We start from the raw sequence: 16,201 nt of genomic DNA, 5'->3' as shown, positions 1-16,201 counted from the left end.
CACCAGGAGTATTTGAATGGAAAAATCGAGTCAAAAAATGCGTATTCCTGTTCTCTCGGCCTTGACGGTGGCCGTGATGCTGGCGGCGGGTGCGCCTATGGCCCACGCGCAGGCTCAGCCTGTCACGACAACCGAGCAAGTCCAGAGCACGACGCTGGGGCTGCCTGACTTTACTGGCGTTGTTGCCAAGACCGAGGATGGAGTAGTCAATATCCGTACCACCGAGGCCGTCCGGGTGCGCTCCCCCGCCATGGGTCCGGGTTCGGATCCTTACGATATGTTCCGCTGGTTCTTTGGGCCCGATTTCATGCCGCCAGGCATGGCGCCTCAGCGCCCACGTGGCGGTGGCAATGAAGGCCAGCAGCCTCAAGAGCGCACTGTGCCGCGTGGTGTGGGTTCGGGTTTCATCATCTCTGCTGATGGCTACATCCTGACCAATAACCATGTGGTGGCCGACTCCAACGGCATTTTCGTCACGCTAAGCAATGGCAAGGAATATCCAGCCAAGATCATCGGGACTGACGAGCGCACCGACGTGGCCCTGATCAAGATCGAAGCCAAAGACCTGAAGCCCATGGTGATAGGGGACTCCAAACAGCTCAAGAAAGGGCAGTGGGTTCTGGCTATCGGTTCGCCCTTCGGTCTGGAATCCACCGTGACCTCCGGGATTGTCAGCGCTATCAACCGTGAAACCGGCGATTACCTGCCTTTCATTCAGACCGACGTGGCTGTGAACCCCGGTAACTCCGGGGGGCCGCTGATCAATCTGAATGGCGAAGTAGTGGGTGTGAACTCCCAGATCATTTCGCGTAGCGGTGGCTTCATGGGTATTTCCCTGGCCATTCCTATCGACGAAGCCATGAATGTGGTCGAGCAGCTCAAGTCTGACGGCAAGGTGACTCGCGGCCGTATTGGTGTACAGATCACTCCGGTGGCCGATGATGTCGCTACCGCATTGGGTCTGAAAGACAGCAAGGGTGCCTTGGTCAGCAGCGTGGAAGAGGGCGGTCCTGCCGCCAAGGCCGGTATCCAGTCTGGCGACGTGATCCTGAAGTTCAACGGTCGCACCATTGATCAAATGACAGACCTGCCCCGTATTGTGGGTGGTACCAAGCCAGGTCAAAGTTCCACGCTGGAAATCTGGCGCAAGGGCAAGTTGCAGACCATCAAGATTGATGTCGAAGAAATGCCTTCCAGTAGCCCAACTGCTGCCGCCAAGGACGAGAAAGACAATCCTGCTGCCAGCACGGCCGATGCCTTTGGCTTGAAAGTGACGGCAGTTCCCGCCGCTGATTTGAAGCGTTTGGGCGTGGAAAGTGCGGTTCAGGTAACAGAGGCCACGGCCCCTGCCAGCGAAGCCGGTCTGCAGCCTGGTGACCTTATTTTGCGTGTCAACGATAAAGACGTAGGGACGCCGGATCAATACGCTAAAATGGTGGCTTCCTTGGATAAATCCAAAGCAGCAGCCTTGCTGGTTTTGCGTGCGGGCCAGTCGCAATGGGTTTTGATTACGCCATCGAAATAAAAATTCTGTAAAACGGCTAAAATGGTAGTCATTGATGAACTCCGGCCAGGGGCCGGAGTTTTTCCGCCGCTATTCGCGGGGGCAGTTTGCCCCGAATGGATACTGGCTCCACGTGCGCCCGTCTGACAGGACGGGTCTTGCGTTTTCGGCGCGTGGACTGAAAAGGGGCGTCATGGGCGCCCCTTTCTTGTGCCGTCTCTCTGGCATTGCGCCTCAACATTTTCTTTGTTTATTAACGGGTTTATGGATCACATCCGCAATTTCTCTATTATTGCCCACATCGATCATGGCAAATCGACCTTGGCTGACCGCCTGATCCAACGCTGTGGTGGCCTGGCCGACCGCGAGATGTCGACCCAGGTTCTGGATTCGATGGACATCGAGAAAGAGCGTGGCATCACGATTAAGGCCCAGACCGCCGCTTTGCACTACAAGGCTCAGGATGGCAAGGTATACAACCTGAACCTGATCGACACCCCCGGCCACGTTGACTTCTCCTATGAAGTCAGCCGCTCCTTGTCGGCCTGTGAAGGTGCCTTGCTGGTTGTGGACGCTTCCCAAGGTGTGGAAGCGCAGACTGTAGCCAACTGCTATACCGCTTTGGATCAGGGCGTGGAAGTGATTCCAGTGCTCAACAAAATGGACTTGCCCTCGGCTGACCCGGATGCCGCTCGCCAGGAGGTGGAAGACGTGATTGGCATTGATGCCAGTGACGCAATTGCCGCCAGTGCGAAAACCGGCCTGGGTATCGACGAGATCCTGGAAACCATCGTGGCGCGTGTTCCCCCGCCAGTGGGTGATCCGACCGCTCCCTTGCAAGCCCTGATCATTGACTCCTGGTTTGACAATTACGTGGGCGTGGTCATGCTGGTGCGCATCGTCAACGGTGTGCTCAAGCCTAAGGAAAAAATTCTGCTGATGGCCACCCGTGCGACGCACCTGGTCGAGCATATCGGTGTCTTTACCCCCAAGTCTGAAAACCGTCCTCATCTGTCTGCAGGCGAGGTGGGTTTCATCATTGCCGGTATTAAAGAGCTGGAACACGCCAAGGTGGGTGACACCATCACTCTGGCCGGCAAACCGGCTGAAAAAGCCTTGCCGGGCTTCAAGGAAGTGAAGCCTCAGGTGTTTGCCGGTTTGTACCCGGTGGAGAGCAGCGAGTACGATCAACTGCGCGATTCCCTGGAAAAGCTCAAGCTGAACGATTCCTCCCTGATGTTTGAGCCCGAAGTGTCTCAGGCGCTGGGCTTCGGTTTCCGTTGCGGCTTCCTGGGCCTGCTGCACATGGAAATCGTCCAGGAGCGTCTGGAACGTGAATTTGACATGGACATCATCACCACTGCGCCGTCGGTGGTGTACGAGGTCGAACGTCGTGACGGCGAAGTCCTGATGATTGAAAGTCCCTCCCGCATGCCGGAGGTGTCCCATATCGAAGACGTGCGCGAGCCTATTGTTGTGGTTTCGCTGCTAATGCCGCAGGAATACGTGGGCCCGGTCATGACCCTGTGTACAGCCAAGCGCGGTTTGCAGTTAAATATGACCTATCATGGCCGTCAGGTGAACCTGGTCTATGAGATGCCTCTGGCCGAGATCGTGCTGGACTTCTTTGACCGACTCAAATCGGTATCGCGCGGCTACGCTTCCATGGACTACGAGTTCAAGGAATACCGTTCGGCCGATGTGGTCAAGGTGGATATCCTGATCAACGGCGACCGGGTTGATGCCCTGTCCATGATTGTGCACCGTAGCAACGCCCGTTACCGTGGACGCGAAGTGGTTGCCAAGATGCGCTCTCTGATTCCGCGGCAGATGTTTGATATTGCGATTCAGGCTGCCATTGGCGCCGAAGTTATTTCTCGCGAAAACGTCAAGGCATTGCGCAAGAACGTGCTGGCCAAGTGTTATGGCGGCGATATTTCTCGTAAGAAAAAGCTGCTTGAGAAGCAAAAAGCCGGTAAGAAGCGGATGAAGCAAGTTGGGAACGTGGAAATTCCGCAGGAAGCCTTTTTGGCAATTTTGCAGGTCGAGGATAAGTAATGCTCTGGTCGGCAGCTCAAGCCGACCACAGCCAGGACTGCTTTAATTTCTTTAAAGGAAACCGATGAGCTGGGATTTCGCTCTGATTTTGTTTGTACTGCTGATACTGACCGGCGCAATCTGGTTTTTGGATCGTTTTTCCCTGCGCTCGCGCCGTCTGGCGCGTGCGCAGGCCGCGATGCAGGCGGTACCGGAAACGGCAGCTCAAGACCCCGAGCACTTGCAGCAACTGCGCCAGGACGCTTATGACCAGGCCAACCGCATGCCGTGGTGGATTGAGTATGGCGTCAGTTTTTTCCCAGTCATTCTGTTCGTGTTTGTATTGCGCTCTTTTATCATCGAGCCTTTTCGCATTCCGTCGGGCTCCATGTTGCCCACGCTGAAAAATGGCGATTTGATTCTGGTGAACAAATACGAGTACGGCATTCGCCTGCCCGTCAGTGGTACCAAGGTTGTGCCTTTGGGTCATCCCGAGCGTGGCGATGTGATTGTGTTCCGTTACCCCGTTGATACCACTGTGGATTACATCAAGCGTGTGGTTGGTGTGCCGGGTGACCGCGTGGAGTACCGCGACAAGGTATTGTCCGTGAATGGTCAAGTCATTACCCAAGTGCGCAGTGGCGATTACTACGAACCGGATCGCTCCGCTTACATTGGGCGCTATCTGGAAGAGCTGGGCAAAGTGCAGCACAACATCTTGCTGAACAAGACTCAGCCTCAGGGTTTGATGCCTATCGTGGCGTTCCCCAACCGCGACTCCTGTGAGTATTTCTCCAACGGTATCTCTTGTGTGGTGCCCGAAGGTAATTACTTCGTCATGGGAGACAATCGCGACAATAGTCTGGACAGTCGTTATTGGGGCTTTGTGCCCGATGAGAATATTGTGGGACGCGCCTTCTTTATCTGGATGAATTTCCGCGAACTTAGCCGTATAGGTCGCTTCCATTAATGAAACGTCTTGCTTTGCTTGAAGCCGCTATCGGCTACTCCTTCAAAGACACAGGCCTGCTTGAGCAGGCCTTGACCCATCGTAGCCACAGCGCTCGCCATAACGAGCGGCTGGAGTTCCTGGGGGATTCGGTCTTGAACTTCACGGTTGCGGCCTTGTTGTTCGACCGTTTCCAACGCATTGATGAAGGCGATCTGTCCCGCCTGCGAGCGAATCTGGTCAAACAGGCCGCTCTGGCGGAAATCGCTACCCGTCTGGGTTTGTCGGATTATTTGCGTCTGGGGGAAGGGGAGCTGAAAAGCGGTGGTTTCCGTCGTCCCTCCATTCTGGCAGACGCGCTGGAAGCCATTTTTGGCGCTGTCTTTCTGGACGCGGGCTTTACGCAAGCCCAAACCGTCATCACCCAGCTCTATGAGCCCATGCTGGTAGATGTGGACCCCAAAACCTTGGGGAAAGATCCCAAGACCTTGCTGCAGGAGCTGCTGCAAGGTCGCAAGCTGGATTTGCCGGTGTATACCGTGGTGGCCACCCATGGCGCAGCCCACGATCAGCTCTTCGATATCGAATGCACGATCGCCAAGCTCAACATCCATGTTCGTGCCAGTGGCAGCAGCCGTCGCGCTGCTGAACAAGCCGCCGCGACGCAGGCCATTGCTATTTTAGAAGCTGAATTTCCAGCCAAGACGACGCGCGCCAGTCGCCATCGTCGCCCCTCACAATTGACATTGCCCGTGGCAGTGTCGCAGGAAACAGAATGACAGAGACCCCTTTTCGCTGCGGCTTCGTGGCTATTGTTGGACGACCGAATGTCGGCAAGTCCACGCTGGCTAATGCCCTGATCGGCAGCAAGATTTCGATCGTGTCGCGCAAGGCGCAGACCACGCGTCACCGCATCAACAGTGTGCTGACGCGTGATCACGATCAAATGGTGTTTGTGGACACCCCCGGTTTTCAGACCAAGCACGGCGGGGCCATGAACCGCATGATGAACCGCGTCGTGACCCAGGCCCTGGCCGACGTGGACGTAGTAGTGCACGTGGTCGAAGCCGGGAAGTGGTCCGCTTCGGACGCCGAGCTGCTGCCTATGCTGCCTAAAGGCGGCAAGACCATTCTGGTCATCAACAAGGTTGATGCCTTGAAAAGCAAGAATGACTTGCTGCCCTATATCGCCCGCCTGTCCCAGGAATTCGACTATGGTGCCGTGATTCCGGTCAGTGCTGCCAAGCGCCTGCAACTGGACCCTTTGCTGAACGAGATCGCCTCCCGCCTGCCTGAGGGCGAGGCCATGTTTGACGCGGACACCATTACCGACCGCTCGGTGCGCTTCATTACCTCGGAGCTGCTGCGCGAGAAGATCTTCCGCCTGGTGGGTGACGAGCTGCCGTACGGGTGTACCGTGGTTATCGAACAATGGGACGAGAACGAGCAGGGCGCGCGTATTTCGGCCTGCGTGGTCGTAGAACGTGAAAGCCACCGTCCGATTCTGTTGGGAGCGGGTGGCATGCACATGAAGCGCATTGCTACGGAAGCTCGCCAAGATATTGCCAAGCTGATCGACAAGCCCGTGTTCCTGGATGTGTATATCAAGGTGCGCAAGGGCTGGTCCGATCGTGAAGCGGTCCTGCGCGACCTGGGGTATGAGTAATCCCCGTCATCGCTTTCAGGACGAAGCGGGCTATATCCTGCACACCAGTGCCTGGCGTGAAACGTCCCTGATCTGTCATGCCTTTACGCGTAACCACGGGCTGGTGCCCCTGGTCGCGAAAGGCGCCAAGAGGCCGCATTCCATTTTGCGGCCTGCTTTGTCTGTGTTTCAGCCTTTGTTATTGGCCTGGTCGGGCAAAAATGAAGTCAAAACGCTGACACGGGCGGACTGCGCCGGGATTCGCCCCTTGAAAGGTCGTGCTCTGATGTCGGCCTGGTACATGAACGAATTGTTGATTCGTTTGTTGCCGCGTGAAGACCCACATCCTGTTTTGTTCGATGCCTACGAAGAGGCTCTGGTGCACTTGGCCCAGATACCTCGTCCACCCGTGGCGGGGGCCTTGCGGCGCTTTGAGTGGGTGCTGCTGACCGAAACCGGGTATGGCTTTGATGAAGCCACGCCAGACTTCGACGATCCTGTTGGTGAGCCTGAGTTGCGCATACGCTTGCGTGAACGCCTGAACAGCTTGCTGGGTCGTCCCTTGCATACCCGCTCCGTTCTTATGCAGCTGCAACGCTATTGATATGGCCGTCTCCCTTCCTTCCGTGCTGGTTCTGGATACCTGCGTACTGATCTCCAACGTACTGCGCCGCTTGCTCCTGGCCCTGGCTGACGAGCAGTTGTTCAAGCCTGTCTGGAGTCCGGTGATCGGGGACGAATGGCGGCGCAATGCGGGCAGGCTGTGGAAAGTCATGCCCACCTCTATCGAGGAGCAGTGGGAAGCGCTGCAACAGCGTTACCCCGAAGCCGATTTAGGCGATAGCAGCGAGTTCAAGAAGGACTTGCGTTACTCCGATGCCAAAGACTGGCATGTGATCGCCACTGCCCGTTTGGCACAGCAGCGTTATTCCGGTCAGCCGGTCGGCATCCTGACCCGTAATCTGAAAGACTTTAATCGTTCCGAGCTGCGTCGCCTGGGGATCAGCTTGTGGGAGCCGGATCAGCTTTTGAGTTTGTACATGGCCGCGCACCCGGATTTGATGCAGCGTTTGCTGGATGGTTTGCCCGCTTTGATGCTGACGCCCGAAGCGCAGGCACTGGATACGCATACCTTGTTAAAGCGTGATCGTCTGTTCAGTGTGGGGCAGGCTTATTTGCGGCGTCAGAAAATGGGCGAGGCGCACTCATGAAGCAAGGTGTTTTGCTGTCGGTCCTGGCCTCAGCGTTATTTGCCTGCCTGTACTACTACGCCACCGTCTTGCAGCCGCTTAGTGGCGAGCAGGTTTTTGCTTGGCGTATTGTGCTGGGGCTGCCTGCTTTGGCTTTGGTGATCACTCGGGCACGGCGCTGGCGGGAAGTGCGTTGGGTATTGCGTCACTGGCCCGGGAATTGGCGCTATTTTGCCTTGCTCTTGCTGGCTGCAGCCCTGGTCGGGGTACAGCTCTGGATTTTTGTCTGGGCGCCTTTGCACCAGATGGCGCTGGACGTGTCCCTGGGCTACTTCCTCTTGCCGCTGATGATGGTGCTGGTAGGGCGGGTGATCTACAAAGACAGATTGAGCACTATTCAGTGGATTGCTGTGGCATTGGCCGGCGTGGGTGTGCTGCACGAGCTGTTCCGCGTAGGGAGCGTCTCCTGGGCGACAGCGGTGGTGGTTGTGGGTTATCCACCTTATTTCATGCTGCGCCGTTATCTGCGTCTGGGCTCGCTGGCTTCACTCTGGTTTGATCTGAGCTTCTTGTTCCTGCCAGCTTGCTGGCTGCTATTTGTTCAAGACACGCAGATGTGGGGCCTGTTCGCGGATCAGCCTCGCTTGATCTGGCAGGTCCCGGTTCTGGGCCTGATCAGCTCGGTTGCGTTGGTCAGCTATCTGTCTGCCAGTCGTCAGTTGCCTTTGGCCTTGTTTGGCATTCTGGGCTATGTGGAGCCGGTGCTCTTGTTCTGGGTGGCGTATTTGCTGCTGGACGAGCCCATGAGCGCGAATCAGTGGTGGACCTATATTCCGATCTGGATTGCCATTTCCTTGATGGCTACGGAAGGTTTCATCAAGATGTGGCGACCCGGACCGCCTGTGCCGCCTCCCAAGGCGTAAACTCTGCTTGTTAGTACCAGCTAGTGCCGAAGGGCAGTTAGCGTCTACCCAGACGTTCTGGGGGCTTCCTGAGTGAAGCAGAACCCAATATAAAACGACTCCTGAAAGACCCTCTCCAAAGTTGGATAGCTATCCATGCTTTTGGGAAGGACATGACAGGAGTCGTTTTTTTTACTACGGGGCTCTTCTAGAGGAGATAGTCCGGGCCGTACCAGACTGGGTCCTGCGCGATATAAGCAGGCTGCTTAGCGCAGTTTCTCCGGGCAGTCAGGTTGATTGCGCAACAAATTGGCCTGGGTCACCGAACAACCCGCTGGTACGTCTTCCGTAATCCAGACATTACCGCCAATCGTGGAGCCCGCACCCAGAGTGACGCGCCCCAGGATGGTTGCACCCGCGTAAATAACCACGTCGTCTTCCACGATGGGGTGACGTGGCTGACCTTTCAGCAGCAAGCCTTTTTCGTCCTTGCTAAAGCGCTTGGCACCCAGGGTGACGGCCTGATAAATACGAACCCGCTTGCCGATGATGGCGGTCTCGCCAATAACAACGCCGGTGCCGTGGTCGATGAAACAGGAATGGTCAATTTGCGCGCCGGGGTGAATATCAATACCGGTCTGGCTGTGGGCCAGTTCTGCAATAATGCGCGCCGTCAGGGGCAGCCCCAGATTGGTCAGAGCATGGGCGATGCGGTGATGGATCATGGCCAGCAGACCGGGATAGCACAGCAGTACCTCGTCCACATTGCGGGCAGCCGGGTCGCCTTGATAGGCGGCGACCACGTCCAGATCCAGGGTGCGGCGCAAGTCTGGCAGCTTGTTGGCAAAAGCCTGTATGGCCTTGTGTGCCTGCTCTTCAATGGTTTCGCGATCGTACTTGTCACCACGGAGCAGGGCAGCGCGTTGCAGCTCGATACGCGCCTGTTGCAGCAGCGTATTGAGCGCCTGGCCCAGGTGGTGGCCGACAAAGTGATCTTCGTACTCGCGACGCAGCTCCGGGCTGCCCAGGCGCATGGGAAACAGGATGCCTTTGAGCTGCTCGGTCACTTGAATCAAAGCTTGTACCGACGGAAATTCCTGGCCTTCAAGCTCGTTCAAGCGTTGATGCGCCTGTCGCCATTCTTCGCGGGCCCCGCGCAGATTGTCGACGATATGTTGAGTTTCAAAGACTGCCACCAGTGTTCTCCAAAGGGGAAATTTTCTACAAGGTTTACTATACCCGCGCGTCTGAGCAAGGACACGAAAAACAGGGCGCTGCGTCAGGGTGATTCCCTTTGCCATGGCTCAGGCCTGGTCGTGCCGCTTCAAGGCGCCATGAGCTTGGGGCAAGATCAAGCAGATGAGGGGCATGGTCAGGTTTTCAAGCCAGCGTGCTTGAGCGTGCGGATAATAAAAAAAGCCCCCTTCGAAAAGGGGGCTTGGGGAGTGCGGGGTCCGCGATCTTATTCGCGGTTACCGCCCAGCACGCCTAAAAGCACCAGCAGGTTGCTGAAAATGTTGTAGACGTCCAGATAGATCGCCAGGGTGGCCGACACGTAGTTGGTTTCACCACCGTTGATGACGCGCTGCAGATCAACCAGCAAGAAGGCCGAGAAGATACCGATAGCCATCACGGAGATGGTCAGCATCAGCGCAGGCAGTTGCAGGAAGATGTTGGCCAAGGCCGCAACCAGCAGGATAACGGCACCGACAAACAGGAATTTCTGCATGCCGGAGAAATCACGCTTGGTGGTGCTGGCAATAGTTGCCATGGCGCCAAAGACTGCGGCGGTACCGCCAAAGGCCAGCATGATCAGTTGTGCGCCATTACCCATGCCCAGGACAAAGCCCAGCAGACGGGACAGCATCACACCCATGAAGAAGGTAAAGGCCATCAGCAGGGCGACACCCAGCGAGCTGTTCTTGTTCTTTTCGATCAGGAACATCAGGCCAAAGGCACCGACCAGGAAAACAATGGCGCTCAGGCCTGGGCTGGCGCCCATAACCCGGTTAATGCCGGAGGACAGGCCCAGCAAGGCTCCCAGCACGGTGGGAATCATGGACAGGGCCAGCAGCCAGTAGGTGTTGCGCAGGACGCGATTGCGAGCAATCAGCGACTGGGCGCCCAGGGTGCCGTTATGCTCAGGCAAGCTTGATTGACGAAATTCGCTCATGATGAGTCCTTAGAATACAGAGAGATCAGTGGTCAAGAATAACTGACAACTACCTGAATAATCAAGAATCTTCTTTATTATTCAAGCACCCAGTTTATGAGCATGCACTTGGCAGCCTTGCGCCTGGTAGACACGCCAGCGTTCGCGAGCCTGGGTACGGTCAGCTTCCCGTTCGGAGACAATTTCCAATATACGCGGGAATAGCTCAAAACCGGGCGGGCATTGGGCATCCAGATTCAACAGCCAGCTTTGCTCACCTGCGGGCACGGGGGCGGCACTGGTCAACAAAACAGGGGTGGTGGCTGCCAAGGGGTCTTCCACTCCGACGTGCGGGACAAAAGCCGTGGATTCAAAACCCCAGAGCAGGCGATCGAAACGGGCCAGTTGGCGGGCATCGGAAAGATACACCACCACCTGACGGCCCGCCTCGTAGTGCTTGCGCACGACCTCGCAGGCCATACGCAAGCGATCTGGCGCGCCGAAAGCGAAATCGACGCGGCTCATGCTTAGCGACACTGATTAAGCAGGTACTGAACCAGCAAAGGCACGGGACGGCCTGTGGCGCCCTTGTCCTTGCCGCTGCGCCAGGCAGTACCGGCGATGTCCAGGTGAGCCCAGCGGTACGCTTTGGTGAAGCGGGACAGGAAGCAGGCGGCGGTTACCGAACCGGCTGGTGGGCCACCAATATTGGCCATATCAGCAAAGTTCGAGCGCAGTTGCTCCTGGTAGGCGTCGTCCATGGGCATGCGCCATGCCGTGTCACCCGTTTGCTTGCCAGCTTGCATCAGTTCATCAGCCAGGTCGTCGTCGGTCGAGAACAGGCCGGTGTTGACGTGGCCCAGAGCGACCACGCAAGCGCCGGTCAGGGTGGCCATATCGATCACGGCAGCGGGTTTGAAGCGCTCGACGTAGGTCAGGGCATCGCACAGAACCAGACGGCCTTCGGCGTCCGTGTTCAGGATCTCGATGGTCTGGCCAGACATGCTGGTCACGACGTCGCCCGGTTTATTGGCGCGGCCGCTGGGCATGTTTTCGCAAGAAGCCACCACAGCGATCACTTCACGGTCGATGTTCAGTTCGGCAATGGCGCGCATGGTGCCCAAAACGCTGGCAGCACCGCCCATGTCGTACTTCATTTCGTCCATATTGCCGGCTGGCTTGATGGAGATACCGCCCGAGTCGAAGGTCAGGCCCTTACCCACCAGAACGATAGGACCGTCCTCGTGTTTGGTCTTGGTGTTGGGGGTATGGCGCAGCACGATGAACGCAGGCGGTTCATCCGAACCCTTGGCCACCGACAGGAACGAACCCATCTTCAAGGCTTCGATCTGCTTGCGCTCCAGCACTTCGGCTTTCAGTGTCTTGAACTCCTTGGCCAACTGCTTGGCGGTTTTGCCCAGGTAGGTAGGAGTGCAGATATTGCCGGGCAGGTCAGCCAGCAAACGGGTCAGGTTCACACCGTTACCAATGGCCTGACCTTGCTCCAGACCCGCCTTGGCTTCGCTGGCTTGGGTGCGGGCCGTCCACAGCAGGAACTGGTTCAGCTGGGGAGCAGGTTCGGGCTTGCTGAACGTGGCGGTGTAGCGGTAGCTGGCGCGGCATACGGCCACGGCAGCGTCCTGAGCGCGGCTGCGCAAGGTGGTGCCTTTGCAATCAATGCTGGCCAGGGCCGAAACGGCTTCTTTCAGGTCTGCTTTCAGGCAGTAAGAAGCAAGGCAGGCCTGGGCTTGCGTATGAGTTGCTGCTTTGTATTCCTCTTGAGCGCCTAAGCCGACTAAAATAACGCGTTCGGCCTTAACACCGGGCAGATTGCGCAGCACCAGGTGGGTATTGGGCTTGCCTTTAAACTCGGCTTTGACAGCAGCGCTCACAGCTCCGTTGCTGGCGCGGTCGATAAGTTCCGCTGCGGGGCTTAGAATGCCCTCGGCAAAGACGCCTACGCCTAGTGCGGCCGTCTTAATTTGGTGCAAAGAAGCGGATGTCTGTGTGCTAAATTCCATTCAACTATCCTCAGTGTGTCGCAAATCGTACCTGCGATTATCTCGCAAATTCTCATATGTCTCTATTTAAACGCTCTGCGGTATCCGAAATCTTAAGTCACAGTGGCGTTGTACTGTCCACTTTGCTGATTGTGTGGCTTAGTGTACTTCTGGTGCGTTTGTTAGGCGAAGCGGCCAATGGCACGATTGGCCCTGATGTGGTGCTGGGTCTGGCCGCCTTTTCCAGTATTACCGCCTTGCCGATTATTCTGGCCGTTTCCCTGTTCATTGCCGTGCTCACTACGGTGACGCGCAGCTTTCGGGAATCCGAAATGGTGGTCTGGTTTGCCAGCGGCCTGTCCTTGAAAAACTGGGTAACGCCCGTTTTGCAGTGTGCCGTGCCGGTTGCCATTCTGATTGCCGTTCTGACCTTGCAGGCTTCGCCCTGGGCTTATCGTCAGATTGCCGAGTACCGCCAGCGTTTTGAGCAGCGCTCGGACCTGAGTAAAGTGACCGCCGGGCAGTTTATCGAGTCCGATGATGGTGCCCGCGTGTTTTACGCCGACTCCCCAGAAAAAGAAGGGGATGAGCTGGGTAATGTGATCGCCCGCGTGATCGACCCGCAGTGGCTCAGCATTGTGACTGCGCAAAGTGCTCGCATGGAAGAGCAGCCCAATGGCGATCGCTTTCTGGTCTTGAGCGAAGGCCATCGCTACGACTTGAAGCCCGGTCAGGCCGAATTCCGTATGGTGGACTTCGAAAGTTACGGCATGCGTCTGGAGAGCCGTGATGCAGGCAATACCGCTGAAACGATTCGCGCCCGTGCCGAGCAGCAGATCAAGGCTCGTCAAACCACCTTGTTACTCAGTGATGACGATGCCGAGGCGCGCTCACAGATCATGTGGCGCTTGGCTTTGCCCCTGGCGGCACTGAATCTGGCCTTACTGGCGATTCCTCTGGGAGCGGTGAATCCCAGGATGGGACGCTCAGGCAATATTCTGGTAGCTGGTCTGGTAGGTCTGCTCTATATGAACCTGATCAACCTCTCGCGCGGCTGGATTCGTAATGGCCAATTGGGTTTTGAAATCGGTTTGTGGCTGGTCCACGCGATCTTCTTGCTGATCATGGTCTTCATGATGTGGCGTAAATTGCGCATCAAGGCACCTAAACCACCAGCGACAAGCTGAAGTAGAAAAGGGGCGTGACGCCCCTTTTTTGTACCTGTTACTTCTAGCTTGATTGAGCGATTCAAGCTCCATCCAGCAAATCTTGTCGCTCCTGAACAGACTGCTTCAGAAAGTGCCAGAGCCGGGTCAGGCTGGGATTTTGACGCTGCTCCTCATGACAGAACATCCAGAAGCGTCGACGCAATTCCACCTGGTCGGGTAGAACACAACGCAGGCGCGGATCGGTTTTTGCCAGAAAGCAGGGCAGAACGGCAATTCCTTGTCCCTGCAAGGTAGCCTGATACTGCGCAATCACGCTGGTGCTGCGAAAGCGTACGGCGGCCGATCTGACGATTTCTTCCAGATAGCGCAGGCTGTCGCTGAACACCAGATCATCCACATAGGCAATAAAGCGATGCTGGGACAAATCCTGCACGCTTTCTATGGGCGGATGGCTGTTCAAATAATCCTGATGGGCATAGAGCCGCAAGCTGTAGTCTGCCAGGCGCGTACACCAGTAAGGGCCGCGTTGGGGGCGCTCCAGTGCAATGGCCAAGTCGGCATCCCGGCGTGACAGACTGATAGGGCGGGGTACAGGCAACAGCTCCAAGGTCAGCTCCGGATACTGGGCCTGGAAAATGCTGAGCAAGGGCGTCAGGACATAACTGCCAAAGGCTTCAGTGCAGCCCAGGCGCAGCTTGCCGGTCAAGGGTCTGGCCTTGCCCGTAATCGCATCGCGAGCCGCCAGCAAGCGGCTTTCTACCGGCTCCATGCGTTGCTGCAGATTCTGCCCTTCGCTGGTCAGGCTATAGCCGCTGACCGTGGACTTGTGGAACAGCCGCAAGCCCAGTTCCTGCTCCAGTGCCTGGATACGGCGTGCCACGGTGCTGTGTTGAACGCCCAGCCGTTGAGCGGCAACGCTGATACGCTGGCAGCGGGCCACTTCCAGAAAGTAACGCAGATTATCCCAGTCCATCGTGATGGGCCCGCCCTGAAAAAGACTTGTGCATAAATGCCCAGCTCCTGTGCATTTTTCAACATGGTAAACGGGTCTTGAGGCTTCTACACTCGATGAGAACCCTCATACAAGTGGGATAACAAATAAGGCTTAGCCGCCTGAGCAATTCATTGGAGACATGCTATGACGGAAGTGGTTCGTGTACCTTTGCTGATCGATGGACAACATGTTCAATCCAAGAGCACCCGTTGGGACGATGTGCTCAATCCAGCCACCCAGGAAGTCGTGGCCCAAGTGCCTTACGCCACGATGGAAGAGCTGGAAACCATTATTGCCAGCTCGGCCAAGGCTTATGAGAGCTGGCGCCATTCCAGCCAGGGCGCGCGCATGCGCGTCATGCTGAATCTGCAGCGTCTGGTGCGTGAAAACAGTGCCAAGCTGGCTGAAGCCATTTCGCGTGAACACGGCAAGACCATGCCTGACGCTGAAGGTGAAGTAGGCCGCGGCCTGGAAGTGATCGAATACGCGTGTTCCATTGCTTCGATGCAATTGGGCGAATACGCAGAAAACGCTGCGGGCGGTATTGATGTCTACACCCTGATCCAGCCCTTGGGCGTGTGTGCCGGTGTGACCGCGTTCAACTTCCCGGTGATGCTGCCCTGCTTCATGTTCCCGCTGGCTGTGGCTTGCGGTAATACCTTCGTGCTCAAGCCTTCCGAGCAGGATCCTAGCGCCAGTCTGATGCTGGCTGAACTGGCTCTGGAAGCTGGCCTGCCTCCAGGAGTGCTGAACGTGGTCCACGGCGGTGCAGATATTGCCAATGCCCTGGTGACCCATCCTGAAGTCAAGGCTGTGTCCTTTATTGGTTCGACGGCCGTTGGCACCGAAATTCACCGTCGTGCCACTGAAGCTGGCAAGCGCTCGCAAGCCATGATGGGCGCCAAGAACCACTGCATTGTGATGCCTGATGCGGATCGTGATGTGGCGATCAACCAATTGCTGGGCGCTGCTTTTGGCGCGGCCGGCCAGCGCTGCATGGCGATCTCGGTAGCCGTGATGGTCGGCGAAACTGGCGAGTGGGTTGATGAACTGGTCAAACGTGCTGCCACCATGAAGGTCAACGTAGGTACGGACCGTCAGGCCGATCTGGGCCCCTTGGTCTCGCCGCGTGCTCGCCAGCGTGTGGAATCCTTGATTGAAGCCGGTGTACAGGAAGGTGCCAGCCTCTTGCTGGATGGTCGTGGCGTGAAAGTGCCTGGCTATGAAAGCGGTAACTTTGTCGGCCCAACCATCTTCAATGATGTGAAAGCCGATATGCGCATTTACGAAGAAGAAATCTTCGGACCCGTGCTGTGCATTGTGCGTGTCAATACGCTGGAAGAGGCGGTGCAGTTCATCAACCGCAACCCCAACGGTAATGGCGTGTCCATCTTCACCCAGGACGGCGGCCATGCGCGCTACTTCCAGAACCGTATTGACGTAGGCCAGATCGGTATCAATATTCCTATCCCTGTGCCGGTGGCCTGGTTCAGTTTTACTGGCTCGCGTGCGTCCAAGCTGGGTGATCTGGGTCCGAACGGCAAACAAGCCGTTCAGTTCTGGACACAGACCAAAACCGTGACGGCCCGTTGGCAAGCTCATGCCAATACGATGAATACAACAATCAGCATGACGTAATTGTTGAATCTATATATATAA

General features: G+C 56.7%; 15 protein-coding genes. 10 read left to right on the top strand and 5 right to left on the bottom strand.

Features of this window, described 5'->3' with window-relative positions:
• The first annotated feature begins 16 nt into the window (after positions 1–16).
• From NIZ92_RS13535 to rarD, 8 genes are all read left to right on the top strand, one after another.
• Positions 17–1,525, top strand: coding sequence for a DegQ family serine endoprotease (locus tag NIZ92_RS13535; protein ID WP_203145617.1), 1,509 nt, complete (start codon positions 17–19; stop codon positions 1,523–1,525).
• A gap of 243 nt (positions 1,526–1,768) precedes the next feature.
• A complete protein-coding gene (gene lepA, locus NIZ92_RS13530; RefSeq protein ID WP_026483097.1) occupies positions 1,769–3,562 on the top strand; it encodes a translation elongation factor 4 in 1,794 nt (597 codons plus the stop codon).
• A 64-nt stretch (positions 3,563–3,626) separates the two neighbouring features.
• Complete coding sequence (gene lepB, locus NIZ92_RS13525) at positions 3,627–4,511, top strand: signal peptidase I (RefSeq protein ID WP_009456564.1); 885 nt, start codon at positions 3,627–3,629, stop codon at positions 4,509–4,511.
• Positions 4,511–5,269, top strand: a complete 759-nt coding sequence (gene rnc / locus NIZ92_RS13520; protein WP_009456563.1) for a ribonuclease III — start codon at positions 4,511–4,513, stop codon at positions 5,267–5,269. Before lepB ends, rnc begins: the two co-directional genes overlap by 1 nt.
• On the top strand, positions 5,266–6,156 hold the full coding sequence (gene era, locus NIZ92_RS13515; protein ID WP_009456562.1) for a GTPase Era: 891 nt from the start codon (positions 5,266–5,268) through the stop codon (positions 6,154–6,156). Before rnc ends, era begins: the two co-directional genes overlap by 4 nt.
• Positions 6,149–6,739, top strand: coding sequence for a DNA repair protein RecO (gene recO, locus NIZ92_RS13510; protein ID WP_026483095.1), 591 nt, complete (start codon positions 6,149–6,151; stop codon positions 6,737–6,739). Before era ends, recO begins: the two co-directional genes overlap by 8 nt.
• 1 nt (position 6,740) lies before the next feature.
• Positions 6,741–7,346: a PIN domain-containing protein gene (locus tag NIZ92_RS13505; RefSeq protein ID WP_254002102.1), complete on the top strand. Its 606-nt coding sequence runs from the start codon at positions 6,741–6,743 to the stop codon at positions 7,344–7,346.
• Entirely contained in the window at positions 7,343–8,248 is a 906-nt protein-coding gene (gene rarD / locus NIZ92_RS13500; RefSeq protein WP_254002101.1) for an EamA family transporter RarD, read from the top strand. Before NIZ92_RS13505 ends, rarD begins: the two co-directional genes overlap by 4 nt.
• 245 nt (positions 8,249–8,493) lie before the next feature.
• Here the strand turns inward: rarD and epsC are convergent, their stop codons facing one another.
• The 4 genes from epsC to NIZ92_RS13480 form a co-directional block, all read right to left on the bottom strand.
• Positions 8,494–9,423 carry a serine O-acetyltransferase EpsC gene (gene epsC / locus NIZ92_RS13495; RefSeq protein ID WP_021446866.1) on the bottom strand — a complete coding sequence of 310 codons (930 nt, stop codon included), beginning with the start codon at positions 9,421–9,423 and terminating at the stop codon, positions 8,494–8,496.
• A 266-nt stretch (positions 9,424–9,689) separates the two neighbouring features.
• A complete protein-coding gene (locus tag NIZ92_RS13490) occupies positions 9,690–10,400 on the bottom strand; it encodes a Bax inhibitor-1/YccA family protein (RefSeq protein ID WP_009456559.1) in 711 nt (236 codons plus the stop codon).
• Positions 10,401–10,481: 81 nt separating this feature from the next.
• Entirely contained in the window at positions 10,482–10,904 is a 423-nt protein-coding gene (locus tag NIZ92_RS13485; protein ID WP_254002100.1) for a DNA polymerase III subunit chi, read from the bottom strand.
• 2 nt (positions 10,905–10,906) lie between these two features.
• A complete protein-coding gene (locus tag NIZ92_RS13480) occupies positions 10,907–12,400 on the bottom strand; it encodes a leucyl aminopeptidase (RefSeq protein WP_035272520.1) in 1,494 nt (497 codons plus the stop codon).
• A gap of 56 nt (positions 12,401–12,456) precedes the next feature.
• Between NIZ92_RS13480 and lptF the strand changes: the two genes are divergently transcribed.
• Positions 12,457–13,566, top strand: a complete 1,110-nt coding sequence (lptF, locus tag NIZ92_RS13475; protein WP_035272521.1) for an LPS export ABC transporter permease LptF — start codon at positions 12,457–12,459, stop codon at positions 13,564–13,566.
• Between the two features lie 61 nt (positions 13,567–13,627).
• Here the strand turns inward: lptF and NIZ92_RS13470 are convergent, their stop codons facing one another.
• On the bottom strand, positions 13,628–14,521 hold the full coding sequence (locus tag NIZ92_RS13470) for a LysR family transcriptional regulator (protein ID WP_035272524.1): 894 nt from the start codon (positions 14,519–14,521) through the stop codon (positions 13,628–13,630).
• Positions 14,522–14,686: 165 nt separating this feature from the next.
• Here NIZ92_RS13470 and NIZ92_RS13465 point away from each other — a divergent pair, with 165 nt between their 5' ends.
• The gene (locus NIZ92_RS13465; protein ID WP_009456555.1) at positions 14,687–16,180 is read left to right on the top strand and encodes a CoA-acylating methylmalonate-semialdehyde dehydrogenase; all 1,494 of its coding nucleotides are present in this window, start codon (positions 14,687–14,689) and stop codon (positions 16,178–16,180) included.
• The last annotated feature ends 21 nt before the right edge of the window (positions 16,181–16,201 follow it).

Origin of the sequence: Alcaligenes sp. 1735tsa3, assembly GCF_024134565.1 — a bacterium.
Lineage (GTDB): Bacteria > Pseudomonadota > Gammaproteobacteria > Burkholderiales > Burkholderiaceae_B > Alcaligenes > Alcaligenes phenolicus.
Note: the sequence above shows the minus strand (reverse complement) of the source record. Positions and strands in the feature narration are given on the sequence as shown.